The organism is Phenylobacterium sp. (genome assembly GCF_004799395.1).
In the GTDB taxonomy this organism is placed as follows: domain Bacteria; phylum Pseudomonadota; class Alphaproteobacteria; order Caulobacterales; family Caulobacteraceae; genus Phenylobacterium.
The window spans coordinates 15,722-38,425 of sequence record NZ_SSMZ01000124.1; the positions used below are offsets into that span (position 1 = coordinate 15,722).

The 22,704-nt window shown below is 68.3% G+C and carries 26 protein-coding genes; 14 read left to right on the top strand and 12 right to left on the bottom strand.

Annotated elements, in window-relative coordinates; all coding sequences use genetic code 11:
- Position 1: 1 nt before the first annotated feature.
- Both hisF and E8A12_RS08535 read left to right on the top strand, forming a co-directional pair.
- Positions 2-766, top strand: coding sequence for an imidazole glycerol phosphate synthase subunit HisF (gene hisF / locus E8A12_RS08530; protein ID WP_363211825.1), 765 nt, complete (start codon positions 2-4; stop codon positions 764-766).
- Positions 763-1,089 (top strand): phosphoribosyl-ATP diphosphatase, encoded by a 327-nt coding sequence (locus E8A12_RS08535; RefSeq protein ID WP_293367629.1) that lies wholly within the window; start codon positions 763-765, stop codon positions 1,087-1,089. Before hisF ends, E8A12_RS08535 begins: the two co-directional genes overlap by 4 nt.
- Positions 1,090-1,110: 21 nt before the next feature.
- On the opposite strand, the gene E8A12_RS08540 is transcribed toward E8A12_RS08535, so the two are convergent.
- Genes E8A12_RS08540 through timA form a run of 3 tightly spaced genes read right to left on the bottom strand, consistent with a single transcriptional unit; the run spans position 1,111 to position 3,345 of the window.
- Positions 1,111-1,617 carry a Smr/MutS family protein gene (locus E8A12_RS08540; RefSeq protein ID WP_293367631.1) on the bottom strand — a complete coding sequence of 169 codons (507 nt, stop codon included), beginning with the start codon at positions 1,615-1,617 and terminating at the stop codon, positions 1,111-1,113.
- Entirely contained in the window at positions 1,614-2,735 is a 1,122-nt protein-coding gene (locus E8A12_RS08545; protein ID WP_293367633.1) for an MltA domain-containing protein, read from the bottom strand. Before E8A12_RS08545 ends, E8A12_RS08540 begins: the two co-directional genes overlap by 4 nt.
- 7 nt (positions 2,736-2,742) lie before the next feature.
- Entirely contained in the window at positions 2,743-3,345 is a 603-nt protein-coding gene (gene timA, locus E8A12_RS08550) for a TIM44-related membrane protein TimA (RefSeq protein ID WP_293367635.1), read from the bottom strand.
- A gap of 183 nt (positions 3,346-3,528) precedes the next feature.
- On the opposite strand from timA, the gene secB reads away from it, so the two are divergent.
- Entirely contained in the window at positions 3,529-4,011 is a 483-nt protein-coding gene (secB, locus tag E8A12_RS08555; protein WP_293367637.1) for a protein-export chaperone SecB, read from the top strand.
- Positions 4,012-4,128: 117 nt separating this feature from the next.
- Here the strand turns inward: secB and dnaQ are convergent, their stop codons facing one another.
- From dnaQ to E8A12_RS08580, 5 genes are read right to left on the bottom strand one after another with little or no spacing between them, the layout of a single operon-like run.
- On the bottom strand, positions 4,129-4,833 hold the full coding sequence (dnaQ, locus tag E8A12_RS08560; RefSeq protein WP_293367672.1) for a DNA polymerase III subunit epsilon: 705 nt from the start codon (positions 4,831-4,833) through the stop codon (positions 4,129-4,131).
- A gap of 39 nt (positions 4,834-4,872) precedes the next feature.
- Positions 4,873-5,487, bottom strand: a complete 615-nt coding sequence (gene coaE, locus E8A12_RS08565; RefSeq protein WP_293367639.1) for a dephospho-CoA kinase — start codon at positions 5,485-5,487, stop codon at positions 4,873-4,875.
- On the bottom strand, positions 5,484-6,332 hold the full coding sequence (gene aroE, locus E8A12_RS08570) for a shikimate dehydrogenase (protein WP_293367641.1): 849 nt from the start codon (positions 6,330-6,332) through the stop codon (positions 5,484-5,486). The genes coaE and aroE overlap by 4 nt, the downstream gene beginning before the upstream one ends.
- Positions 6,329-6,925: a Maf family protein gene (locus tag E8A12_RS08575; RefSeq protein WP_293367643.1), complete on the bottom strand. Its 597-nt coding sequence runs from the start codon at positions 6,923-6,925 to the stop codon at positions 6,329-6,331. The genes aroE and E8A12_RS08575 overlap by 4 nt, the downstream gene beginning before the upstream one ends.
- Entirely contained in the window at positions 6,922-7,773 is an 852-nt protein-coding gene (locus tag E8A12_RS08580) for a pyruvate, water dikinase regulatory protein (RefSeq protein ID WP_293367644.1), read from the bottom strand. Before E8A12_RS08580 ends, E8A12_RS08575 begins: the two co-directional genes overlap by 4 nt.
- 510 nt (positions 7,774-8,283) lie before the next feature.
- Between E8A12_RS08580 and hemE the strand changes: the two genes are divergently transcribed.
- The 4 genes from hemE (at position 8,284) to rho (ending at position 12,498) form a co-directional block, all read left to right on the top strand.
- Positions 8,284-9,336 carry a uroporphyrinogen decarboxylase gene (gene hemE, locus E8A12_RS08585; RefSeq protein WP_293367646.1) on the top strand — a complete coding sequence of 351 codons (1,053 nt, stop codon included), beginning with the start codon at positions 8,284-8,286 and terminating at the stop codon, positions 9,334-9,336.
- Entirely contained in the window at positions 9,333-10,370 is a 1,038-nt protein-coding gene (hemH, locus tag E8A12_RS08590) for a ferrochelatase (RefSeq protein ID WP_293367648.1), read from the top strand. The genes hemE and hemH overlap by 4 nt, the downstream gene beginning before the upstream one ends.
- A complete protein-coding gene (locus E8A12_RS08595; protein ID WP_293367650.1) occupies positions 10,367-10,825 on the top strand; it encodes a CopD family protein in 459 nt (152 codons plus the stop codon). The genes hemH and E8A12_RS08595 overlap by 4 nt, the downstream gene beginning before the upstream one ends.
- Before the next feature lie 248 nt (positions 10,826-11,073).
- Positions 11,074-12,498 (top strand): transcription termination factor Rho, encoded by a 1,425-nt coding sequence (gene rho, locus E8A12_RS08600; RefSeq protein ID WP_293367652.1) that lies wholly within the window; start codon positions 11,074-11,076, stop codon positions 12,496-12,498.
- A 93-nt stretch (positions 12,499-12,591) separates the two neighbouring features.
- On the opposite strand, the gene E8A12_RS08605 is transcribed toward rho, so the two are convergent.
- A complete protein-coding gene (locus E8A12_RS08605) occupies positions 12,592-13,566 on the bottom strand; it encodes a quinone oxidoreductase (protein WP_293367654.1) in 975 nt (324 codons plus the stop codon).
- Positions 13,566-14,261: a dienelactone hydrolase family protein gene (locus E8A12_RS08610; RefSeq protein ID WP_293367656.1), complete on the bottom strand. Its 696-nt coding sequence runs from the start codon at positions 14,259-14,261 to the stop codon at positions 13,566-13,568. The genes E8A12_RS08605 and E8A12_RS08610 overlap by 1 nt, the downstream gene beginning before the upstream one ends.
- A 94-nt stretch (positions 14,262-14,355) precedes the next feature.
- On the opposite strand from E8A12_RS08610, the gene E8A12_RS08615 reads away from it, so the two are divergent.
- From E8A12_RS08615 to E8A12_RS08645, 7 genes are all read left to right on the top strand, one after another.
- The gene (locus E8A12_RS08615; protein WP_293367658.1) at positions 14,356-14,598 is read left to right on the top strand and encodes a DUF6489 family protein; all 243 of its coding nucleotides are present in this window, start codon (positions 14,356-14,358) and stop codon (positions 14,596-14,598) included.
- Positions 14,595-15,899 carry a tRNA uridine-5-carboxymethylaminomethyl(34) synthesis GTPase MnmE gene (gene mnmE, locus E8A12_RS08620; RefSeq protein WP_293367660.1) on the top strand — a complete coding sequence of 435 codons (1,305 nt, stop codon included), beginning with the start codon at positions 14,595-14,597 and terminating at the stop codon, positions 15,897-15,899. The genes E8A12_RS08615 and mnmE overlap by 4 nt, the downstream gene beginning before the upstream one ends.
- A 96-nt stretch (positions 15,900-15,995) precedes the next feature.
- Positions 15,996-17,846, top strand: coding sequence for a tRNA uridine-5-carboxymethylaminomethyl(34) synthesis enzyme MnmG (gene mnmG, locus E8A12_RS08625; protein WP_293367662.1), 1,851 nt, complete (start codon positions 15,996-15,998; stop codon positions 17,844-17,846).
- 22 nt (positions 17,847-17,868) lie between these two features.
- Positions 17,869-18,489 (top strand): 16S rRNA (guanine(527)-N(7))-methyltransferase RsmG, encoded by a 621-nt coding sequence (rsmG, locus tag E8A12_RS08630; protein WP_293367674.1) that lies wholly within the window; start codon positions 17,869-17,871, stop codon positions 18,487-18,489.
- A 7-nt stretch (positions 18,490-18,496) separates the two neighbouring features.
- Complete coding sequence (locus tag E8A12_RS08635; RefSeq protein ID WP_293367676.1) at positions 18,497-19,285, top strand: AAA family ATPase; 789 nt, start codon at positions 18,497-18,499, stop codon at positions 19,283-19,285.
- Positions 19,286-19,295: 10 nt separating this feature from the next.
- Entirely contained in the window at positions 19,296-20,165 is an 870-nt protein-coding gene (locus E8A12_RS08640; RefSeq protein WP_293367664.1) for a ParB/RepB/Spo0J family partition protein, read from the top strand.
- The gene (locus tag E8A12_RS08645) at positions 20,162-20,668 is read left to right on the top strand and encodes a GNAT family protein (RefSeq protein ID WP_293367666.1); all 507 of its coding nucleotides are present in this window, start codon (positions 20,162-20,164) and stop codon (positions 20,666-20,668) included. Before E8A12_RS08640 ends, E8A12_RS08645 begins: the two co-directional genes overlap by 4 nt.
- Here the strand turns inward: E8A12_RS08645 and E8A12_RS08650 are convergent.
- A complete protein-coding gene (locus tag E8A12_RS08650) occupies positions 20,665-21,762 on the bottom strand; it encodes a hypothetical protein (RefSeq protein WP_293367668.1) in 1,098 nt (365 codons plus the stop codon). The genes E8A12_RS08645 and E8A12_RS08650 overlap by 4 nt on opposite strands.
- Before the next feature lie 83 nt (positions 21,763-21,845).
- Positions 21,846-22,704: DNA polymerase III subunit delta (holA, locus tag E8A12_RS08655; protein WP_293367670.1), on the bottom strand; the 859-nt coding region annotated here is incomplete at its 5' end.

The following is a 22,704-nucleotide window of genomic DNA, read 5'->3' on the forward strand; positions in this document are numbered from 1 at the left end:
TCTGCGTGTACGCGTCATCCCCTGCCTGGACGTCAAGGACGGTCGGGTCGTGAAGGGCGTGCAGTTCGTCAGCCTGCGCGACGCCGGCGACCCGGTGGAACAGGCCCGCGCCTATGACGCTGCCGGCGCCGATGAGCTGATGTTCCTGGACATCACCGCCAGCCACGAGAACCGCGGCACCATCCTCGACGTGGTGGCCCGCACGGCGGACGTCTGTTTCATGCCGCTCTCGGTGGGCGGCGGCATCCGCAAGGTCGAGGACGCGAGGCGCCTGCTGCTGGCCGGCGCCGACAAGATCTCGGTCAACACTGCCGCCGTGGAGAACCGCGACCTGATCGCCGCCTGCGCCGACGCCTTCGGCAGCCAGGCCGTGGTCGTCGCCATCGACGCGAAAAAGGCCGGGGATCAGTGGCGGGTCTTCACCTATGGCGGCCGCAACGACACCGGTCTGGACGTGGTTCAATATGCGGTCGAGGCTGTGGAACGCGGCGCGGGCGAAATCCTGCTGACCTCCATGGACCGCGACGGCGCCAAGACCGGCTACGACCTCGACCTGCTGAAGGCGGTGAGCGGCGCGGTCTCTGTGCCGGTGATCGCATCGGGCGGCGCCGGCGGCGCCCAGCACATGGTCGATGCGGTGACCAGGGGCGGCGCCGACGCCGTGTTGGCCGCTTCGATCTTCCACTTCGGCGAGGTCTCCATCGGCGACGTGAAGCGCGCCATGGCCGCCGCGCGCCTGCCGGTCCGCCAGACGGAGCCCGCGTGATGAGCCGCTTCACCGAGGTCCTGGCGCGCCTGGCCGCCACGGTCGAAAGCCGCAAGGGCGGCGACCCGGCCGCGTCCTACACCGCCAAGCTCCTGGCTGACCCTTCGCTGGCGGCCAAGAAGCTGGGTGAAGAGGCTGTCGAGGTCGTCATCGCGGCGACCAAGGGTGAGGGCGACGCGCTCGCGGCCGAAAGCGCCGACCTGATCTACCACTGGCTGGTGGTGATGGCCGCCGCTGGTGTGTCGCTGGACGACGTCGCGGCCAAGCTTGAAGGCCGCGAGGGGACTTCGGGGCTGGCTGAGAAGGCGTCGCGCCCGAAATAGCCCTCGCCCTTCGTCGTACGACTACCCCCGCGGCTTCCGCTTCAGCGCCACATAGAGCGCGCCCTCGCCTCCGTGGTGGCGGGCGGCATCCGAGATGCCGGCGACAATATGGGCGAGGTGCGGCGCCGCCAGCCATTCCGGCGCGCGCCGCTTCAGGACCCCGTCGCCCTGGACGCCTTTGCCGGTGATCACCAGCACGGCGCGCCAGCCTTCGTGGAAGGCGGTGGCGAGGAAACCTTCCAACACCGCCCGGGCGCGGACCTGATCCATGCCGTGCAGGTCGAGGCGTGCGCCGATATCCTCTCGTTCGCGGGCGATGCGGTGGCGGCGGTTGGGCTCGATCCCATCAAGCTGCTCGCGGATCTTGCCAGGACGGGTCGCAGGCCTGGGCGGGGCTATGCGGGCGGCGGTCTCGGTCCTGGCGGCTTCCTGGCTTGGAGTCGGCGTTCCGCGCCCGGGCAGCGGGTGGACCGTGGCGGAAACCACGCCCCAGATATGGCGCTCTTCGGGCTTCAGGGGCCGCTTCATGGCGCGGCGTCCTTCGGGATCAGGCGATAAAGGCGAAGCGTGTGGCGCACGCGGCCGGCTTCCGCGCCGGCGGCCTGCCCTGTGCCCATATAGAGGTCGGCGCGCACGTCGCCCTTGATGGCGCCGCCGGTGTCCAGGGCCAGCGCCAGGCGACGATAGGTCGGGAAGGCGCCGGACAGGATCGGCGCGCCAGCGTCGACCCAGTAGAGTTCGCCCATCTGGTGGAAGGTCGGATCAATGGCCAGGGCCCGGCCCGGGGGCAGAGGCAGGTTGGCGGACCCCACCGGCTGGCGCCCGTCGTCGGGGCCAAGGGTGAAGAAGGCATAGCGGGGATTCAGTTGCATGATCGCCTGGGCGTCTGCGCCGCGATGGGCGGCCAGCCAAGCGCGGATCGAGTCCGCCGAGACGTTGTCGGGCGCAAGCAGGCCCTTGTCGCGCATCGGGTTGGCGACGCCCACGAACGGGCGACCATTGTTGCCGGCGTAGAGCGCCTTCTTCCGCTTGCCGTCGTCGAAGGTCAGCACGCCGGAGCCCTGGATCTGCAGGAAGAACAGGTCTTCCGGCCGCATCCAGGCCAGCGGCTTGCCTGGCGGCTGGGCCTCGATGGCCGTACGGTCGAGGTAAGGATTGAGCGTGGTGTCGCCGAGGTCGGCCGGCCTGGGCCGGACCGGGGCGCAGAACTCATCGTCCGCCTTGCTGCGCGCGGGGTATTCCGGGGCGAAGTAGGCGGTCAACACGCCGTCGGCGTGGCTGGCCTCCGCGCGGAAATGGGCTTCGAAGAAGCGTTTCGACTGATCCGCGTCCAGCGGGCCGATGGCGCGGGCGTCGCGGCAGACCTGGGCCATGGCCGGATCGCGCGCCGCGCCACAGGTCTCGCGGAAGGCGGCGAGCGCCGCAGAATGGTCCTCAGCTTCCCAGCCGCGCAGGGCGCTAAGCGGAACGATGCGTTCGGTGGAGGCTTCCGGCTCCGGCGCCGGGCGAGGCCTGGGGCGCGCCTCGAGCGGCGGCGCCTTGTGTCCGGCCGCTGGCGTTGGCGGCGCCTGTTTCGGGGTGGGCGTCGAGGCGCAGGCCGCGAGGATGAGCGCGGTCAGGGCCGCGCCGAGAACGCCTCCCCGCACGGGCGCGTCAAGCCTCGGCGGCGTCGACGTGGATCAAGAGCCAATTGGGGTCGCGGCTCTTCAGGCGCCGCTCGAACGTCCAGAGTTCGGCGGTCCGGCGGTCCTCGACGCCCTCGCCCTCCGGGCCCTTGGTGCGGCTGCGGAATTCGGAGAGGAAGCGCACGGTCACCCGCGCCAGGTCCGCGCCCACGACCTCAGCCTTTTCCAGGTCGGCGCGGGGCGGGTGCAGGAATTCCACGGTCTCGGTGCGGTTCTCCGCCTCGCGGGCGGCGATGGCGGTGTCGAAGCCGGCCATGACCGGAGCGGCCAGGAGGTTGCGCAACTGGGTGCGGTCGCCGGCTGCGAATGCCTTGACGATCATCTCGTAGGCGCTCTTCGCGCCGCCGAGGAAACGGCCGACGTCGAAGCTGGGGTCCTTGGCCTTCACGGCGGCGAGGCCGCTTAGCGACACGCCGTCGTCGGCCTGCGCCGGGGCGTCCGGCGCGCGATCCAGCGGCGCGGCCGTCGCCGGGACCGCTGGCGCGTCCTCGGGCTGGCGGCCGACCCGGCGGCCGAGCACCGCATAGAGCTGGTAGAGCACGATGGCCGCCAACCCCGCGAAGATGATCAATTCCAGAACTTCCAACCGACGAGCCCTCGGGGTGCTTGAGCGCCGCACGGCGCTCCTTACCCATATAGACCGAACCAACGCCTGCGTCAGGGGCGGCGTTGCATCGCCAGGGGCGCCATGTTAGCCCGGCGCCCCGACAAGACGCGAACCGTTCGTAGTCTCCACACGGATTTAAGCCGAACTATGACCGACACCGACGCCGGCGCGCCCGACATCGCCGAGACCGCCGATCAGCCCGGCATCCGCATCCTGGCCCAGTTCATCCGCGACCTGTCGTTCGAGAACCCGCGCGCGCCGGAAGCGCTGCGCGGCGGCGCGGCCCAGCCGCAGATCGACCTGGGCGTCGAGATGAACGCCCGCGGCCGCGACGACGGCTTCTTCGAGGTCGACCTGAAGCTCTCCGCCAAGGCCAACCGGGAGGACGGCCCGGTGTTCGTGGTCGAGCTGCTCTACGGCGGCGTGTTCCAGATCGCTGGCGTCGGGCCCGAGGACATGGAGCCGGTGCTGCTGATCGAATGCCCGCGCTATCTCTTCCCGTTCGCGCGCAAGATCATCGCCGACGTGACCGCCGACGGCGGTTATCCGCCTTTCATGCTCGACCCCATCGATTTCGCTGGCGTCTACACGGCCCGCAAGGCCCAGGAACAGCAGGTCGGCCACGCGTAACGCGTTCCTCCCCGTCGGGGGAGGTGGCGCGAAGCGCCGGAGGCGGCTTCCTCGCCGGTTTGAGCGATCCCCCTCAGTCAGCTGCGCTGACAGCTCCCCCGATGGGGAGCCGCTTGGCTACAGCCCGAACCTCGCCCAGAGGTCTTCGTTCTTCACGACGCCGCGAATGAATTCGGCGTGCGTCGCCCTTTCGGCCTCGGTCGAGCGCGGAGCGAGCGGATTGGGCCGGGCGCCGTAGGCGCTGCGGGCCGCGGCGTGAACCGCGACCGCCATGGCCGCAGTGGTCAGCTCCAGCCGCCGTTCGCGGCCGCCCTTCAGCTCGAGATAGACCGCCGCAAGCAGCTTGGCGTCCACCAGGGCGCCATGTTTCTCGCGCTCGCTGAGCGAGATCTTGAAGCGCTTGCAGAGCGCATCCAGCGAATTGTGCATTCCCGGGAAGCGGGCGCGGGCGAGCGCCAGGGTGTCGATCCAGCGCGTCTCGTGCAGCGGGTGGCGGCTCACGACGCCCAGCTCGTAATTGATGAAATTGCGGTCGAAGGTCGCGTTATGGGCGATCAGCGGCGCGTCGCCGACGAAGTCCAGGAAGGCGTCCACCACCTCCGGATGCTCGAACTTCGGCTTGCCCTTCAGGAAGGCGCCCGAAAGACCATGGACCCGCTCGGCGTCCGGCGGCATGTCGCGGCAGGGGTCGATGTAGGTGTGGAAGCTTCGGCCCGTGGGCACGAAGTCGTCGATCTCCAGGCAGGCGATTTCCACCAGCCGGTGCCCCTGGGTCGGCTCGAAGCCGGTAGTCTCGGTGTCGAGGACGATCTCGCGCGCCATGACCATTCATGACCCCATTCGCCCCGGGGATTCAACAGCCTAACGGTCGCGGGCGGGACGTGTCTGTGGATCGCGCATCGCGGCGATGATTTCGGCGACCTGGATGCGCGCCGGCTCCAGACCGCGGGAGGTGTCGACCACGAAGTGGGCGCGGGCGCGCTTTTCCGCATCGGCCAGCTGCTGGGCGAGGATCGCATCGAGCCGTTCGGGCGTCATGCCCGGCCGCGCCAGCACGCGCTCGCGCTGCAGGCCAGCGGGCGCGCTGGCCACCACGATCGCGTCGACATTCACGTGGCCGCCGGTCTCGAACAGCAGCGGGATGTCGAGGACCACCATGTCCGCACCGTCTGCCTCGGCTTTGGCGAAGAAGCCGATCCGGTCGCTGCCCACAAGGGGATGGACGATGGCGTTGAGGCGTTTGAGCTCGTCCGGCTTGCCGAGCACCGCCTGGCGCAGGGCCTCGCGGTCCACCTTGCGATCCCTGACGACGCCGGGAAACGCCTCACCCACCGGCCCGACCGCCGCGCCGCCGGTGTCGTAGAGGTCGTGCACCGCGGCGTCGGCGTCATAGACCGGTACGCCCGCCTCGCGGAACATGGCCGCTGTGGTCGACTTGCCCATGCCGATGGAACCGGTAAGCCCGATAAGGATCATGCGCCCAGCGCCTTCAGCGCCAGGGCCCGGACGTCGAGGTTCGCCGGCGGCGGCTGGCCATAGAACGCCTCGAACGAGGGCCGGGCCTGGCCGATCAGCATCGCCAGGCCGTCCACCGTCGGCCGGCCCAGCGCTTTCGCCAGCGCCAGGAAGGGCGTGACCAGCGGCATGTAGACCATGTCCATCACCACGCAGCCCGCCGGGGTGGCCGCCAATGGCGCATCGAGGGTCAGCCCGTCGGCCACGCCCGCGGAGGTGGCGTTGATGACGGCCACCGCGCTCTGCAAGGCCGTTTCGGCGTCGCCCCAGGCCGCGGCCCCGCCGCCGAGATCGGCCGCCAGGGCTTCCGCGCGCGCCAGAGTTCGGTTGACGATCCGGACGTCGCGGCAACCGGCGTCCTGCAGCGCAGCCACCGCGCCCCGCGCGGCGCCGCCGGCGCCCAGCACCACCACCGGTCCGCTGCGCGCGTCGAACTGCGGCGCCTGCTCGGCGAAAGCCGTGGCCAAACCCAGGCCGTCGGTGTTGTCCGCCCGGACCCGACCGCCGTCGCCGAAGACCAATAGGTTAGCCGCGCGGGCGCGCTGGGCGCGCGGGTGCGCCTCATCGGCGACGGTGAGCGCGGCCTCCTTGAACGGCAAGGTGACGTTGACGCCTGCCCAGGACGTCCGTCGAAGGCCTTCGACGAAGGCGGCAAAGCCGTCCTCGCCGACCTCCAGCGCCACATAGACTCCGTCAATTCCGGCCGCTTCCAGCCAGGCGTTGTGCAGGATCGGGCTCAGTGAATGGGCGACCGGCCGGCCGGCCACGCCGGCGACCCGTGTGGCGCCGCTGATCGTGCGGCTCATGGCGCCAGGATCCCGCGCTTGCGCAGCAGCTCCAGCAGACCCATCAGCGGCAGGCCCAGGATTGTGAAGTAGTCACCCTCAATCTTGGAGAACAGTTGCACCCCTTGCGCCTCGAGGCGGTAGCACCCCACTGAGCCCAGCGCCGCCTCGCCTTCCTCGGCCAGATAGCTGTCCAGGAAGCTGTCGGAGAAATCGCGCATGCGCAGGGTTGCGCTCTGGGTTTCGCGCCAGACGACGGCGCCGCGTTCGGCCACCACCACCGCCGAATGCAGCATGTGCGGCTTGCCGCGCAGGGTCTGCAGGCGCTCGCGGGCCGCCGCCAGGGTCTCGGTCTTGTCGTAGAGCTTGCCCTGGAATTCCAGCGTCTGGTCGGCACCGAGCACAAGTTCGGGCCGACCGACCGAGACAGCCAGCGCCTTTTCTTCGGCTAGGGCTTCGGCCACTTGGCGCGGCGTGGCGCGCTTGGCGACCAGTTCGGCCTTCGTGACCTCCTCGTCCACGCCGGAGCCGACCGCCTCGAACGGCACGCCGGCGCCTTGGAGAACGGCCCGCCGCGCGGTGCTTTTCGAGGCGAGAACCAGACCGGGGCTCACCCCAGCACCTCGACCTGTCCATGGCCGCCATGCAGCAGGTTGAGGACCGCCGCCGCGGTTTCCTCGACGGAGCGGCGGGTCACATCGATCACCGGCCAGCCCTGGCGTTCGTAGAGCCGCCGCGCCTGGACGATCTCCTCGCGCACCGCATCCACGTCGATGTAGGTCGACTCGCGGTTTTCCTTCAGACTCAAGAGGCGGTTGCGGCGGATCTGGATGAGCCGGTCCGGCGAGATCGAAAGGCCGACAACCAGGGTCGACTTAAGGGCGAACAGCTTCTCCGGCGGCGGGCGGCCCGGCACCAGGGGCACGTTGCCGGCCCGTACGCCCCGATGCGCCAGGTAGATGCAGGTCGGCGTCTTCGAGGTCCGCGAGACGCCCACCAGGATAACGTCGGCCTGTTCCAGGTCCTGGCCACCTTGGCCGTCGTCGTGGCCGATGGCGTAGTTCAGCGCGTCCATGCGGTTGAAATAGTCGTTGTCGAGCCGCAGGTGCGCGCCGACCCGGCTGGTGGTGGTGTAGCCCAGGTAGCGCGACATGGCCGAGACCAGCGGGTCCAACGCCGGGATGCAGGGCATGTCGAGTTTGCGGCAGCCCTCCTCGAGGGCCTCGCGCAGTCCGTCGTCGACGATGGTGTGGATGACGACGCCCGGCGCCTCCTCGATGTCGCCCAGCGCCCGGTCGAGCTGGCGCTGGGAACGGACCAGGGCGTAGATGTGCTCGATCGGCAGGACATTGTCGAAGCGGGCGCAGACCGCGCGCGCCATGGCGTTCAGGGTCTCCCCGGTGGAATCCGACACCAGGTGGACATGGAAATAGGTCGCGAGCTTCGGGGCGGTCGTTGTCACGGGCGGCCTGACGCGAAAATGCCTGGGGACGATTCCTGTGGAGCAGTCTTAGCGAACGCGGGCCGGATTGGGGATAGACCGCGTGCGCCGGCGGCTCGTCCGCCGGCGGGGCAAATCACCGGGATGGAATCGGCCCTAAACCTTCCATTAACCCACTGGGCGAGTCCCCGGTGGACGCCGCAGAGCTCGCGGACCGACAAGGATTGGATAGCCACAGGCGCGCACCGCGCGGTCCCCCTAGAGGTTAACGATTCCTTAAGCGTCCGCGGGGCTTGGCGGTCGGTCCCCGCAATTCACAGGCCTGTCCTCCCTGGAGGGCGCAGGCGGGACAAGCTGGGGACGGGGGTTGCGCCGTCATGAATGTGTCGCCGTTGTCCACGCACTCGACAGCCCCTATCGCTCCTACACCAACCTTTTTCAGAACCCTTATTAGGAAGAAGAGGGGCGGACGGGATGAGTGGATTCGGCGTTGGGCTTGAGCCGCAGGCCGGGAGGCGATTTAAAGCTCCCATGAGCGAGACCACTCCGCGGCTCCTACGAGCCTTGGCCGGCGAAACCCTCGACCGGCCTCCAATCTGGCTCATGCGCCAGGCGGGCCGCTCGCTGCCGGAATACCGCGAGCTGCGCACCCGGGCTGCGGACTTCATCACATTCTGCCACAATCCGGAGATGGCCGCCGAGGCGACGCTGCAGCCCATGCGCCGCTTTCCACTGGATGCGGCCATCGTCTTCGCCGACATCCTGCTGATCCCTGGCGCGCTTGGCCAAAAGGTCTGGTTCGAAGCCGGTGAGGGCCCACGGCTTGGTGAGCTGCCGCTGGTCGAGGCCATGGCCGAGCAAGTCGAAGCTTCCACGGGACGGCTTTCGGCGATCGGCGAGACGCTGTCGCTCGTGCGCGCCGAACTTGAGCCAGACCGAGCGCTGATCGGCTTTGCAGGCGGCCCCTGGACGGTGGCTACCTACATGATCGAAGGTCGCAGCTCGAACCGCGAAGTGGCGCGAGCCTATGCCTACGCTCACCCCGAAGAACTGGATGCTCTGCTGGCCGTACTGGTGGACGCCACAGCCCGCTATCTGGTCATGCAGGCCAAGTCCGGCGCCCAGGCGCTGAAGATCTTCGAGAGCTGGGCGGAAGGCCTGGCCGAGGACGTGTTCGAGCGCATCGTCATCGCTCCGCACCTGGCCATTGTCGAGAAGGTCCGCGCAGCCGGCGTGACCGTCCCGTTCATCGGCTTTCCCCGTGGGGCCGGAGCGCTGGTGGAGAACTACGCCCGCACCGTGCCCGTGCAGGGCGTCGCGCTCGACACCCAGGCGAGCGCCGAACTGGGTCAGCGGCTGCAGGCAGGCGGCAAGACGATCCAGGGCGCGCTGGACAACCTGCTGCTGCGCGAAGGCGGCTCAGCCCTGGATGCTCGGGTGGACCAGCTGCTCGCCCAATGGAGCGGCGGTCCCTACATCTTCAACCTGGGCCACGGGGTGATGCCAGACACACCGATCGCCCACATCGCCCGCGTCGTGGAGCGGGTGACCGGAAAACCGGCTAAGGCCATGGCCGCCGAGTGAAGAAGCTCGCCGTTGTCCTGTTCAATCTTGGTGGGCCGGACAATCTGAAGGCCGTAAAGCCGTTTCTTTTCAATCTATTCCGTGATCCGGCGATCATCACACTGCCAGCGGTGGCGCGCTATCCGCTCGCGGCGTTGATCTCGACGACACGGGAGAAGACGGCCCAGGCCAACTACGCGATCATGGGCGGCGCCTCACCGCTGCTCTCCGAGACCCAGGCCCAGGCGACAGCGCTCGAAACCGTCCTTGCGGAGCAGGCGTCGGGCGTAGAGGCGCGCTGCTTCATCGCCATGCGCTACTGGAAGCCCTTCGCCAAAGAGACGGCCCGCGCGGTGGCGGCCTTCGCGCCGGACGAAATCGTCCTGCTGCCGCTCTACCCCCAGTATTCGACGACCACGACGGCGTCTTCCGAGGGGGATTGGCGAAAGGTCTACCGCGGGCCCGGGCGGACGCGAACGGTCTGCTGCTATCCGACGGCGCTCGGTCTGATCGATGCGCACGCGGAGTCGATCCGCAAGACCTGGACCGACGCCGGAAGGCCCACAGGCGTTCGGCTGCTGTTATCCGCTCACGGGTTGCCGAAGCAGGTGGTGGACGACGGCGATCCCTACCAGGCGCAGATCGAAGCCACCGCGGCGGCGATCGCGGCACGGCTTCCGGTGTTTGCGGACTGGCGGGTCTGTTATCAGAGCCGCGTCGGACGACTGGAGTGGCTGAGGCCGTCCACCGATGACGAAATCCGCCTGGCGGGCGCGGAGCGAAAGGGCGTGCTGATCGCCCCCATCGCCTTCGTCTCCGAACATGTGGAGACCCTGGTCGAACTCGACCATGAATATTCCCATCTGGCGAAGGCGGTCGGTTGCGCGCCCTACCTGCGGGCGCCGACGCCCGGGGTGCAGGAACGGTTCGTGGACGAACTGGCCCGCGCCGTCCTGGCGGCGGTCGACCGGCCCTGCGGCCCCGCACCGCATGGGCCTTGGGGCTGCCCGGCGAGCTATTCGAAATGCGCGCTCCGGACGGGGACCGCGGCATGACCGGCGCATACAACCTGCTGATCGGCCTGCACATCCTCGCGGTCATCGCCTGGATGGCGGGCCTGATGATGCTGCCGCGGCTCTACGCCTACCACACCGAGACGGCTCCGCCGGGGAGCGAGTTCGACGCCCACTTCACCCGGTGGGAAGGAAAGGTGTTGAAGATCATCCTTGGTCCGGCCATGGGACTTGTCTGGCTGCTGGGTCTTTCGCTGATCTATGTGGATAGCCAGATAAGGGGCGTTGGCTTCCTCGCCGAGCCTTGGATGCTGACCAAGATTGCCGGCATCGTCTTCATGACCGGCTGGCATGGGTTCATCGCGGGCGCCCACAAGGGTTTTCTGGCCGGCCGCCGGGATCGGACGGCGAAGTTCTGGCGGATGACCAATGAACTGCCGTTCCTGGCCGCCATTGTCATGGTCCTGGCCGTGACCACCAAGTTCGGCGACCACTAGGCCGCACCCGGCTGTTCGGCTGGAGTCCTTGACCCGACGCGGTCTTCGTGGTTCCGATCACGCCGCGTGTTCCTGACAAGGATACGTCCCGCCTTATTTCCGGCCCTCCGTGTGGATTGACCCGCGGGCGCGGTCCGGCTCCCAAAGACGACGAAACGACATCCGGCGCACTTCCGAGCGCCCACATCATCTGAAAAGCCCGCGCCCGGACTCTGTCCGGCCCCGCGGGCGAACACGAGTGAATTGCTATGCAAGACGAAAACGAAACCCCCGCCTCCGACGAGACCCCGGTGAACGAGGCCGAAACCGCCGATCAGACCGCAGCTGAAGCGGCTGCAGAGGCCGAGGCCGAAGCCGCGGAGTCCGACGAGCCGTCCGAGGCGGCCCAGGCCATCGCGAAGCTCGGGCTCACCCGGATGAGTCTGCAGGAGTTGAAGGATAAGGCGCCCGCGGACCTCTTGGCCTTCGCCGAGCTCTTCGAGATCGAGAACGTGAACTCCATGCGCAAGCAGGACATCATGTTTGCGATCCTCAAGGTGATGGCCGAGGAAGGCGTCGAAATCTCCGGCTCCGGCACCCTGGAAGTGGTGCAGGACGGCTTCGGCTTCCTGCGCAGCCCCGAGGCAAACTACCTGCCTGGGCCCGACGACATCTATGTCAGCCCCTCGCAGATCCGGAAGTTCGGCCTGCGCACCGGCGACAGCGTGGACGGCGCCATCCGCGCGCCGCGCGAGGGCGAGCGCTACTTCGCCCTGGTGAAGGTCGATCTGACCAACTTCGAGAACCCCGAGAACGTCCGGCACAAGGTGCTGTTCGACAATCTGACACCGCTCTATCCCGACCAGCGGCTGAAGATGGAGATCGACGACCCCACCCTGAAGGACCGCTCTGGCCGGGTGATCGATATCGTCGCCCCGCTCGGCAAGGGCCAGCGCTGCCTGATCACTGCGCCGCCCCGCGTCGGCAAGACAGTGATGTTGCAGAACATCGCCAAGTCCATCGAGATCAACCACCCCGAGTGCTACCTGATCGTCCTTTTGATCGACGAGCGCCCGGAAGAAGTCACCGACATGCAGCGCACGGTGAAGGGCGAGGTGATCTCCTCGACCTTCGACGAGCCGGCGACGCGTCACGTCCAAGTGGCTGAAATGGTTATCGAAAAAGCCAAGCGCCTGGTCGAGCACAAGCGCGACGTGGTGATCCTTCTGGACAGCGTCACCAGGCTTGGCCGCGCGTACAACACCGTGGTGCCGTCGTCCGGCAAGGTGCTGACGGGCGGCGTCGACGCCAATGCCCTGCAGCGCCCCAAGCGTTTCTTCGGCGCGGCGCGGAACATCGAGGAAGGCGGCTCCCTGACCATCATCGCCACGGCTCTGATCGACACCGGCAGCCGGATGGACGAGGTGATCTTCGAAGAATTCAAGGGCACCGGTAACTCGGAAATCGTCCTCGACCGTAAGGTCGCCGACAAGCGGGTCTATCCGGCGATCGACGTGATCAAGTCCGGCACCCGCAAGGAGGAGCTGATCACGCCGAAGGAGCACCTGACCAAAACCTACATCCTTCGCCGGATCCTGGGCCCGATGGGCGCTCAGGACGCCATCGAGTTCCTGCTCGACAAGCTCCGCTCGTCCAAGACCAACGAAGAGTTCTTCCAGTCGATGAACACGTAGGGCTTGCGGCCTTACCAAGGGCCTACTCGTTCTACTTGTGTTTCACGTGAAACATCAGACGCCGCCCCTTTCCGGAGGGGCGGCGTTTCGCTGTCAGGGGATCAACAGACTCGCGCCGATCGTAGCCCGGCTTTCCAGGGCTTCGTGCGCCTTGCGGGCGTCGGCCAGCGGGTACGTCTGGCCGATCTCGACCTCCACCTTGCCGGAGCCGATCATCTCGAACAGGGCCGCGGCGCTGGCGTCGAGCTCGGCGGTGGTGGTCTGGTAATCGCCCATGGTCGGCCGTGTGAAGAACAACGAACCGCCGAGCATCAGCTGGCGGGCCTCCACGGGTGGCGGCGGGCCGGACGCATTGCCGAAGCTGACAAACAGGCCGCGGCGCGCCAGGCTTTTCAAGGTGCCTTCGAAGGTGTCCTTGCCCACCGAGTCGTAGGCCACAGGCACGCCCTTCCCGCCGGTGATCCGGCGGACCTCGGCCGCCACATCCTGGGCGCGGTAAAGGATCACATGGTCGGCCCCCAGCTCACGCACGCGCGCAGCCTTTTTCTCGGAGCCCACGGTGGCGATCACCACCGCGCCCAGAGCCTTGGCCCACTGGGTCATGATCTGGCCGACGCCGCCGGCGGCCGCATGGACCAGAAGGGTCTCCCCGGCCTCCACGCGGTGCAGGCGCCGGAGCAGGAACTCCACTGTCATGCCCTTCAGCAGCGCCGCCGCGGCGGTGCGGACATCGATGTCGTCCGGCAAGGCGACCGCGCGGTCGGCCAGAGCCACCGAATACTCCGCATAGGCCCCCGGCGAGCTGGAGCCGGCGGTCGCCACCCGGTCGCCGACCTTGAAGCGTGTGACCTCCTCGCCCACGGCCTCGACGACGCCCGCGGCCTCGCCGCCCAGGCCCGAGGGCAGCTTCATCGGGTAGAGGCCGGATCGCTGGTAGGTCTCGATGAAGTTCACGCCGATCGCCTCGTGGCGGATCAGCACCTGCTTCGGTCCCGGTGAGGGGGTCTCGACCTCGACATATTGCAAGACTTCCGGGCCGCCGGTGGTCTCGAGCCGGATCGCGCGCATCAGCCGAGCACCTTCTGGAAGAACTGCAGGGTGCGGCCATTGGCCAGCTTTGCGGCGGCGGCGTCGAAATGCTCGCCTCCCTCGCGGGCGAAAGCGTGATCGCAGCCCGGGTAGGTGTGGATCTCGATCTGCGGATGATCCTTCAGGGCGGCCAGGATGATCGCCTGGGCCGGCCTGGGCACGAACTCGTCCTCCTCGGCGATGTGCATCAGCAGCGGATGGGTCAGCTTCTCCGCCTCCGCGACCCGGTTCTCCAAGCCCACTCCATAGTACGAGACGCTTGCCTCGGCGTCGGTGCGCGTGGCGGTCAGGAAAGCGAGCTGGCCGCCCAGGCAATAGCCGACTGCGCCGACCTTGCCGTTGCAGCCGGCGTCCTTGCGGACATGGGCGATGGTCGCTGCGATATCACCGACGCCCGCGTCGACGTCGAAGGCGTTGAACAACTCGAAGGCGCGTTTCCACTCGGCCTCGGACTTGTCGGTGATGTCGATGTCGGCCTCGATCCGCCAGAACAGGTCGGGGCAGATCGCCAGGTACCCCTGGCCCGCCAGACCGTCGGTGACGTCGCGCATCACCTGGTTCACCCCGAAAATCTCCTGGATGACGACAATGGCGGGCGCCTTCGGCTTGGCGGGTCGGGCCACATAGGCGCTGAAGGTCCCGTCCTTCGTGGTGATGTTCGTGCGCTCGCCCATGGTGGTCTCCGGTTTCCGTAAGCTTCGATGTCTGCGCTACTAGCGCGCGGGGCCGTGGCGCGGCCATATGGAATCCGAAGCGGGAGCTTGCGGCATGAAGATGACGATCGAGGTGGACTGCACGCCCGAGGAGGCCCGCCGGTTCATGGGCCTGCCGGACGTGAGCGCCCTCAATGACCATCTGGTCAATGAGATGAAGGGGCGGATCGACTCCAACATGTCGATGATCTCGCCGGACGAGCTGATGAAGAATTGGATGGCCTTCGGCACCGGCGCCCAGGAACATTTCCGCAAGCTGATGGAAGTGGGCCTGAACGCCGCCGCCACCCGAAAATGAGCGACACCATCTTCGCCCCCGCCACCGCGGCGGGTCGGGCGGCGGTGGCGGTGGTGCGGCTGTCCGGGCCCAAGACGCGCTCGGCCGTGCAGGCCTTGGCGGGCCGGGCGCCGGCCGCCCGACGCGCCTCGCTGCGCACCCTGGCGGACGCCGAGGGCGCTCCAATCGACGAGGCCCTGGTGCTCTGGTTTCCCGCGCCGGGCAGCTACACCGGCGAAGACAGCGCCGAATTCCATGTCCACGGCGGCCCAGCGGTCGTTTCCGCTCTGGTGAACGCCCTCGCGGCGCAGGGGCTGCGCCTGGCGGAGCCGGGAGAGTTCACCCGCCGCGCCTTCGAGCACGGCAAGCTGGACCTCGCCCAGGCCGAGGGGGTCGCGGACCTGGTCGACGCCGAGACGGAAGCCCAACGCAGGCAGGCCCTCGCCCAACTCGGCGGAAGACTTTCCGGAGTCCAGGCGCGCTGGCGCGACGGCCTGATCCGCGCCTCGGCGATGCTGGAAGCGGCTGTCGATTTCCCCGATGAGGAGCTTCCGGCCGACGTCGCGGGCCGCGCACGCCCGATCCTGGAGATCCTCGCTGAGGAGCTGGAGGCCGCCGCAGCGGACGTGGCGCGCGGCGAGCAGGTGCGCGAGGGCTTCCGCATCGCCCTGCTCGGCGCGCCCAACGCCGGTAAAAGCACGCTTCTTAACGCGCTCGCCAAGCGCGACGCGGCTATCGTGTCGGCTACACCGGGCACGACCCGGGACATCATCGAGGTCCCGATGGTGCTGGGCGGCTACAAGGTGATCGTCGCCGACACGGCTGGTCTGCGCGCGACCACCGACGAGATCGAGGCAGAGGGGGTCCGCCGGGCCGAGGCCTGGGCCGAGACGGCGGGCCTGCGGGTCTGGCTGGTCGACGGCTACGGGGAGCCAGATCCGGTCATGCCGGTCTCCCTACGCGCCGGCGACATCGTGCTGCTGACCAAGCGCGACCTCGGCGAGGGCCTGGAGGGCCTGCCAGGCGAACCCTTCACGGCGAAGAGCCCTAACGATGTGGCCTGGCTGGAACGTTCCCTGACACAGACGGTGGTGGAGGCCCTGGGCGGCTCCGAAATCCCAGCCGCCACGCGCCTGCGCCACCGCAACCTTCTCACCGAGGCCGCCGATCGCCTCCGCCACGCTCTCTCGCAGGACGAGACCCTGGAGCTGGCCGCCGAGGATGTGCGTCTCGCCGCCAGGGCCCTGGACCGCATCACCGGCCGTATCGACCCTGAAGAGGTGCTCGGCCGGATCTTCGCGACCTTCTGCATCGGCAAGTGACCGCCAAGCGAGTCATCCTTGCGAACGCGGGGATCCACGCCTCGCGTCACTGTTTCACGTGAAACACTCGCGGCGTTCGACTATATGCAGCGCTCCATGACGACCTGGGACGTGATCATCATCGGCGGCGGCCATGCCGGCTGCGAGGCGGCGGCCGCCTCGGCGCGGTTCGGCGCGCGCACCCTGCTGCTTACCCACAAGGTCGAGACCATCGGAGAGATGAGCTGCAACCCGGCCATTGGCGGCCTGGGCAAGGGTCATCTGGTCCGCGAGATCGACGCCCTGGACGGGCTGATGGGCCGGCTCGGCGATCAGGCCGGCATTCAGTTCCGGCTGCTGAACCGCTCCAAGGGCGCCGCCGTGCGCGGCCCGCGCTCACAGATAGACCGCAAACTCTACCGCGAGGCCATGCAGGCGGAACTCGCCGCCACACCCAACCTGACCCTCGTCGCCGAGGCGGTCGAGGACCTGATCCTGGACGACCGCGTCGTCGTGGGTGTGCTGGGCGCCAGCGGGACGGCCTACCGCGGCGGCCGGGTCGTGCTGACCACCGGCACCTTCCTGAAGGGTGTGATCCATCGCGGCGATGAGCGGATTCCAGCCGGTCGCGCCGGCGATGCGCCGGCGATCGGTCTCTCGGACCGGCTCTATGCTTCTGGGCTCCGAATGGGCCGACTCAAGACCGGCACCCCGGCCCGTCTCGACGGCTCGACCATCGCCTGGGACCGGCTGGAGATGCAGGCGGCGGACGAAGAGCCCACCCCGTTCTCCTTCCTGACCGAGGCGATCACCACGCCGCAGATCGCCTGCGGGATCACCTACACCAACGCCAAGACTCATCGGATCATCGCCGAGCGCCTCGGCGAGAGCGCGGTCTATGGCGGCAAGGCTACCGGGATCGGCCCACGCTACTGCCCGTCGATCGAGGACAAGGTGGTCCGTTTCGCCGACAAGACCAGTCACCAGGTGTTCCTGGAGCCGGAAGGCCTCTCCGACGACACGGTCTATCCGAACGGCGTCTCCACCTCGGTGTCGGAAGAGACGCAGGACCTCTTCCTACGGACCATGGTTGGGCTCGAAGACGTGCGCGTGCGCCGCTACGGCTACGCCATCGAGTACGACTATGTGGACCCTCGCGAACTCTTCCCGACCCTGGAGGCCAAGCGCCTGCCCGGTCTTTACCTGGCGGGTCAGATCAACGGCACCACCGGCTATGAAGAAGCCGGCGCCCAGGGTCTGGTCGCCGGGCTGAACGCCGCGCGCGCGGCGTCCGGGCTGGACGCCGGCTCCTTCGCCCGCGACGAGGCCTATATCGGCGTGCTGATTGATGACCTGGTCACCCGTGGCGTCACCGAGCCCTATCGGATGTTCACCAGCCGCGCGGAATTCCGCCTGCTCCTGCGGGCCGACAACGCCGACCAGCGGCTGACCGCCAAGGGCCACGCCCTGGGCGTCGTGGGGTCTCTCCGCGCCAAGGTGTTTGGTGAGAAGGCCGAGGCGCTCAGTGAAGCCCGCGCCATGGCCGCCAGCCTGACGCTGACGCCCTCGGCGGCCGAAAAGGCCGGCCTGCCTGTGAAGGCGGACGGTCAACGGCGCAACCTCATCGAGCTCCTCGCCTACCCGACCATCGGCTTCGACGACCTGGCGCGCGTATGGCCGCAGATCGCTGCCTGGGCGCCGGCGGTGCGCGAGCAGGTGGAGATCGACGCCTCCTACGCCGGCTACCTCGACCGCCAAGCCGCCGATGTCGCCGCGTTCCGCCGCGACGAGGACCTGACCCTGTCCGCAGATCTGGACTACACAATGGTCGGCGGCCTCTCCAACGAGGCGCGAGAAAAGCTGAATAATGTCAAACCGTTGACACTGGGACAGGCGGCGCGGATCGAGGGCGTGACACCTGGCGCGCTGACCGCCCTGCTGGCTCATGTCCGTCGCCGCGCCGCGTGAGCCCTTGGCGCCCGCAGCCCTGATGGACGCCGAAGGCTTCGCGTCCGTCAGCGGGGCCACGCCCGCCCAGATGGCTGACCTCGAACGCTTCCGGGTGATGCTCGCCGAGCGCAACGAGGTGATGAACCTCGTCGGGCCGGCCTCCCTCCCCGACTTCTGGTCGCGGCACGCCTGGGACTCGGCTCAATTGCTGCGTCTGGCGCCGGAGGCGCGGGCCTGGGCCGACCTGGGCGCCGGCGCCGGTCTGCCCGGTCTGGTGCTGGCCATACTCGGCAAGGGGGTCGTGGGCTTCCACGTGGACCTCGTGGAGAGCATGACCAAGCGGTGCAAGTTCCTCTCCGAAGTGGTGGAAGAGCTGGCGATTCCGGCGAGCGTCCACAACGCGCGTGCGGAAAACCTCGATCTAACTGTGGAGATCGTCACCGCCCGGGCTTGTGCGCCGCTCTACCGCCTGCTCGGGTATGCCCGGCCATACCTGCAGTCCGGCGCGACCGGCCTGTTCCTCAAGGGACAGGACGTCGTGGCCGAGATGAAGGAGGCCGCCAGACATTGGGAATATGAGGCCGACGTCGTGCCATCCAAAAGCGACCCCCGAGGCCGCATCGTTCGCGTGAGGAGGCTCGGTCGTGCCCGCAAGACCTGAAGCGGCCATGCGGGTGCTCGTCGTCGCCAACCAGAAGGGCGGCGTTGGCAAGACCACGACCGCCATCAACCTGGGCACGGCCCTGGCTGCGGTGGGAGAACGCGTGCTGCTGATCGACTCGGATCCGCAGGGGAACGCCTCCACCGGCCTCGGCATCGGCCGGGCGCAGCGCAAGAACACGCTCTACGACGTCTTGATGGGCGAAAAGGGCCTGTCCGAGGCGGTGGTGAAGTCCTCGGTGCCGGGCCTGGACGTGGTGCCGTCGGACCCAGACCTCTCGGGCATCGAATTGGAATTGGCCCAGCAGGCCCGGCGTTCCTACAAGCTGCGCGACGCGCTGGACGTCGTGCGCGAGGCTGGGGTCTACAGCTACGTGCTGATCGACTGCCCGCCGTCGCTGAATCTGCTCACCGTCAACGCCATGGCGGCGGCCGACGCGGTGCTGGTGCCCTTACAGTGCGAGTTCTTCGCCCTGGAGGGCCTGACCCAGCTGATGCGCACCATCGAGCTGGTGCACACCAGCCTCAATCCCAAGCTGGAGATCCAGGGGATCGTGCTGACCATGTTCGATCGCCGAAACGGCCTGTCGGCCCAGGTGGCCAACGACGTGCGCGACCACTTCGGCGAGACGGTCTACCAGACGGTGATCCCGCGAAATGTGCGGGTTTCCGAGGCGCCTTCGTTCGGCAAGCCGGCGCTGGTCTACGATCTGAAGTGCGCAGGCAGCCAGGCGTATCTGCGGCTGGCCCGCGAGGTGGTGCTGCGCGAGCGCGCCCGCCGCAAAGTCGCGGCGTAGGAGAGATTCGATGGCCGAGGGCCGCAGAGGTTTGGGCCGGGGCCTTTCGGCCCTGCTGGACGACGCGAACGACGGTGATGGGCCCGTCGCCGCCGGCGAAGGCGCTCGCGAGATCCCCATCGAACTGGTCCACCGCAACCCCGACCAGCCGCGCCGCCACTTCGCCGAGGCCGAGATCGCCGAGCTGGAGACCTCGATCCGCGACAAGGGCGTGTTGCAGCCGATCCTGGTCCGTCCCTCGCCCAAGACGTCGGGTGAATTCGAGATTGTGGCCGGTGAGCGCCGCTGGCGCGCGGCGCAGCAGGCTGGGCTGAAGGCGATCCCGGCGCTGGTGCGGGTGCTGGACGACGACAAGGCCTTCGAGATCGCCATCGTCGAGAACGTCCAGCGCGAAGACCTGAACGCCATGGAGGAGGCCCAGGCCTACCAGACCCTGATGCGGCGCATGGCCTACACCCAGGACAAGGCGGCCTCTGCGGTCGGCAAGTCGCGCAGCCATGTGGCCAACACCCTTCGCCTGTTGCAGCTGCCGGCGATCGTCCAGGACCACGTGCTGTTCGGCCGCCTGACCGCCGGCCATGCGCGCGCGATCCTGACCTCGGATCAGCCGGAGGCCTTGGCGCAAGCCATTGTCGAGAAAGGGCTTTCCGTCCGTGACGCGGAGGCGCTGGCCAAACGCAAGGGCGGGTCCGGTCCGGCCAAGGCCTCAGGCCCGCGCCGGAGCAAGGACACCGACACCGCAGCACTTGAGGTCGACCTGGAGGACGTGCTGGGCATGAGCGTCGACATCCTCGACCGGGGCGGCGCGGGCGAACTGCGCATCAAGTACGCCACCCTGGAACAGCTCGACGAGCTTTGCCGCAGGCTGACCCGCGCATGATCCTGGCCCAGGGCTCCAAGGTGAAGCTGCGCACCATCGGGGTTCGCGACCTGAAGGCGGCGACCAGGCACAAGTTCACGCTATCCATCACCGAGCCGATGACCGACCCGGACTGGGCGCGCAGCGTGCTCGACCAGACCGGCTTCTGGACCAACACGGCCGGCGCCTGCGCCATCGAGGCGGATGACCGGCTGATCGGCACACTACAGTTCTATGGCGCGGGGCCTGGCGTCCACGGGCTGGAGCTGGGCTACATCCTCCACGATGAAGCCGACCGTGGCAAAGGCTATGCCTCTGAAGCGCTTCGGCTTTTCTCTGACTTGTTGTTCGCCGAGCATCCCGAATGCCACCGGCTTCAGCTGATCATCGAGACCTGGAACGACGCCTCGGCGCGCCTGGCCGAAAACTGCGGCTACGCCAGCGAGGGCATCCTGCGCAAGGCGGGCTATTCCTCGCCCGACCAGCCGGCTGACTGCTTCGTCTACAGCCGCGTCCGCGACTAGCCTTCGCCGTCCTCGGCGTCCGTCGCCTTGGCCTTCTGGTCGATATTGGTGGGCGATGTCTTGTGGCCCGTACGCTCTTCCTCGCGCGCGCCCTGCAGGATGCCGACCAGACCGTAGTTCCCCTCGTGGCAGGCGTATTCGTAGACTTGGCCGGTGATGCGCGAGAACTCGTACTCGCCGCCCCAGGCCTGGGCGAAGACGGTCGGATCCTCCACCCAGAAGGCGTAGTGCATGCGGTCCTTGTCGGTCCGCGTGAAGCGTTCGGTGACCTTCAGGTGTTGGGACGCGCCGCGGAACACCTGCTCAGGGTTGAAGTTCGTGGTCTCGACCACGAGCGTGTCACCTTCCCAGCGGCCGATCGAGTCGCCCATCCAGGGCCGGACGGAAGCCGGCAGGTGCTGAGGGGTGTCCAGGCGCACGATGCGGGCGTCGTGCACCATCTCCACGTCGATGACGACCTGATCCTTGGTCTGCACGAACTGATAGGTGTTGTTGTAAAGGCCGGGCAGCATCACCGGGCCAGCGGAATTTCCGAACGACAGCAGGCAGCGCTCACCCAGGGCCCGGGTTTCCGGGTTGTCGCTGGGGCTCTGGCCGGGGCCCAGCGAGCGGCCGAAGGGATTGACATGCACGTCCTTGCGCATCGGCACACGGCCGTCCGGTGTGGAGGTGATGAAGCCGTTCCGGGGCTGGCCGTTCACCCGCATGACCACGCTGCCGGGATCGGTCCAGGCGGCGTTGTAGTTGCAGTCGGTGCCGCGGCCGCCTGAACAGTCCGCGGGCAGGTCGGTGACCTTGGCGTTCGGGTCGGTGGGCTTGTTGCCGAGATCGATCTGCGCCTGGGTCTTGGCCTCGATCTTCCTGGCCTCGGCCTCGGTCAGCACCAGGCTCGCGCCGTACTTCGGATTGCGTTCCAGCCGGGTGACCGCGACGTTGGTCCACACCCCCTGCAAATCCGGGTGGCCATAGGCGTCGCGGGGGACCTTGTAGGCTGTCTTGGGTGGCGCGGGAGGCTGGGCGTGAACCAGGTCCGGTGAGAAGCCGATGCCGAGCACAGCTGAAAAGGCGAAAGCTTTCAACTTCTTCGCCAACATATGCGCCTCCCAATATGCCTGCAGTCATTGCTGCTTATGGGCGCAAGTATCCCGGCGTTCCGGGCCGGCGGCAAGAGGAGCGTCTAGAGTCCCAGGCGGCGCGCGCGGCTCGCGACGGTCAGCGCCAGGCGTTCAGCGATCAACTGGTCGGGCGAACCGGCCGTCTTGCACAGGCGGTCGGCGTCGAGGATCTGCGGCTGGATGCGGTCGAGCTCCTCGAGACTCCAGGACCGCGCCTGGCGCAGGAACTCCCGTTCCTGCTTCCAGAATACGCCCGCCGCCTTGGCGGCTTCCTGCAGGCCAGCTCCGCTCTTGGCGAGCGTCAGCGCCCGTCGAAGCTTGCCCAGGTGCATGCCCATGGCGCGCACGGCGGCGGGACCGCCCTCGCCTTCCTGGGCCGCGCGGCGCAGCCCCGCCTGGGCCTCGCCCAGGCGTCCGCCGAAAGCGTCCGACGCCGCGTCGAATAGCGAGGCCTCAGGTTCGACTCCGAGGAAGGGCTCGAGGTCGGCAGGCGTGGCGATGGCTCCGCTGCCGGGACCGAGGAACAGGGCCAGCCGCTCCATTTCCTGGCGCGCGACCCCGCGCTCCTTCGGCATGCGGGCCACGAATAGGGCGAGCGCGTCGGCGTTGAGCGACAGGCTGTCCTTGGCCAGCGCCTCGCGGACCTGACGCGCGACGTCTCCAGGCTCGTCCTCGTAGCAGGGGATGGTCGCCACGCCCGCGGCCTTCTCGGCGACCTTGCGCAGGTTGGAATCTCGGCCGAGCGCGCCGGCCTCGATCAGCAGGAAGGCGTCGGGGTTCAATTCCCCCGCGGCGTGGCGGGTCAGCGCCTCGGCGGCCAGTTTGTCGAGGCCGCCCTTCTCAGTGGAAAACCTCAAGCGCACCAGCCTGCGGCCGCCCATCAAGGACTGTGCGGCAAGTTCCCCCTCCAGCCGGCCGGCG

What these genes read in the sequence shown, in the direction of transcription:
- E8A12_RS08635 (WP_293367676.1), top strand. Translation starts at nt 18,497, where the DNA reads ATGCGGGTGCTCGTCGTCGCCAACCAGAAGGGCGGCGTTGGCAAGACC.
- aroE (WP_293367641.1), bottom strand. Translation starts at nt 6,332, where the DNA reads ATGAGCCGCACGATCAGCGGCGCCACACGGGTCGCCGGCGTGGCCGGC.
- E8A12_RS08595 (WP_293367650.1), top strand. Translation starts at nt 10,367, where the DNA reads ATGACCGGCGCATACAACCTGCTGATCGGCCTGCACATCCTCGCGGTC.
- E8A12_RS08615 (WP_293367658.1), top strand. Translation starts at nt 14,356, where the DNA reads ATGAAGATGACGATCGAGGTGGACTGCACGCCCGAGGAGGCCCGCCGG.
- coaE (WP_293367639.1), bottom strand. Translation starts at nt 5,487, where the DNA reads ATGATCCTTATCGGGCTTACCGGTTCCATCGGCATGGGCAAGTCGACC.
- dnaQ (WP_293367672.1), bottom strand. Translation starts at nt 4,833, where the DNA reads ATGGCGCGCGAGATCGTCCTCGACACCGAGACTACCGGCTTCGAGCCG.
- E8A12_RS08610 (WP_293367656.1), bottom strand. Translation starts at nt 14,261, where the DNA reads ATGGGCGAGCGCACGAACATCACCACGAAGGACGGGACCTTCAGCGCC.
- mnmG (WP_293367662.1), top strand. Translation starts at nt 15,996, where the DNA reads ATGACGACCTGGGACGTGATCATCATCGGCGGCGGCCATGCCGGCTGC.
- rsmG (WP_293367674.1), top strand. Translation starts at nt 17,869, where the DNA reads ATGGACGCCGAAGGCTTCGCGTCCGTCAGCGGGGCCACGCCCGCCCAG.
- E8A12_RS08605 (WP_293367654.1), bottom strand. Translation starts at nt 13,566, where the DNA reads ATGCGCGCGATCCGGCTCGAGACCACCGGCGGCCCGGAAGTCTTGCAA.
- E8A12_RS08645 (WP_293367666.1), top strand. Translation starts at nt 20,162, where the DNA reads ATGATCCTGGCCCAGGGCTCCAAGGTGAAGCTGCGCACCATCGGGGTT.
- E8A12_RS08650 (WP_293367668.1), bottom strand. Translation starts at nt 21,762, where the DNA reads ATGTTGGCGAAGAAGTTGAAAGCTTTCGCCTTTTCAGCTGTGCTCGGC.
- mnmE (WP_293367660.1), top strand. Translation starts at nt 14,595, where the DNA reads ATGAGCGACACCATCTTCGCCCCCGCCACCGCGGCGGGTCGGGCGGCG.
- rho (WP_293367652.1), top strand. Translation starts at nt 11,074, where the DNA reads ATGCAAGACGAAAACGAAACCCCCGCCTCCGACGAGACCCCGGTGAAC.
- E8A12_RS08540 (WP_293367631.1), bottom strand. Translation starts at nt 1,617, where the DNA reads ATGAAGCGGCCCCTGAAGCCCGAAGAGCGCCATATCTGGGGCGTGGTT.
- hemE (WP_293367646.1), top strand. Translation starts at nt 8,284, where the DNA reads ATGAGCGAGACCACTCCGCGGCTCCTACGAGCCTTGGCCGGCGAAACC.
- E8A12_RS08640 (WP_293367664.1), top strand. Translation starts at nt 19,296, where the DNA reads ATGGCCGAGGGCCGCAGAGGTTTGGGCCGGGGCCTTTCGGCCCTGCTG.
- secB (WP_293367637.1), top strand. Translation starts at nt 3,529, where the DNA reads ATGACCGACACCGACGCCGGCGCGCCCGACATCGCCGAGACCGCCGAT.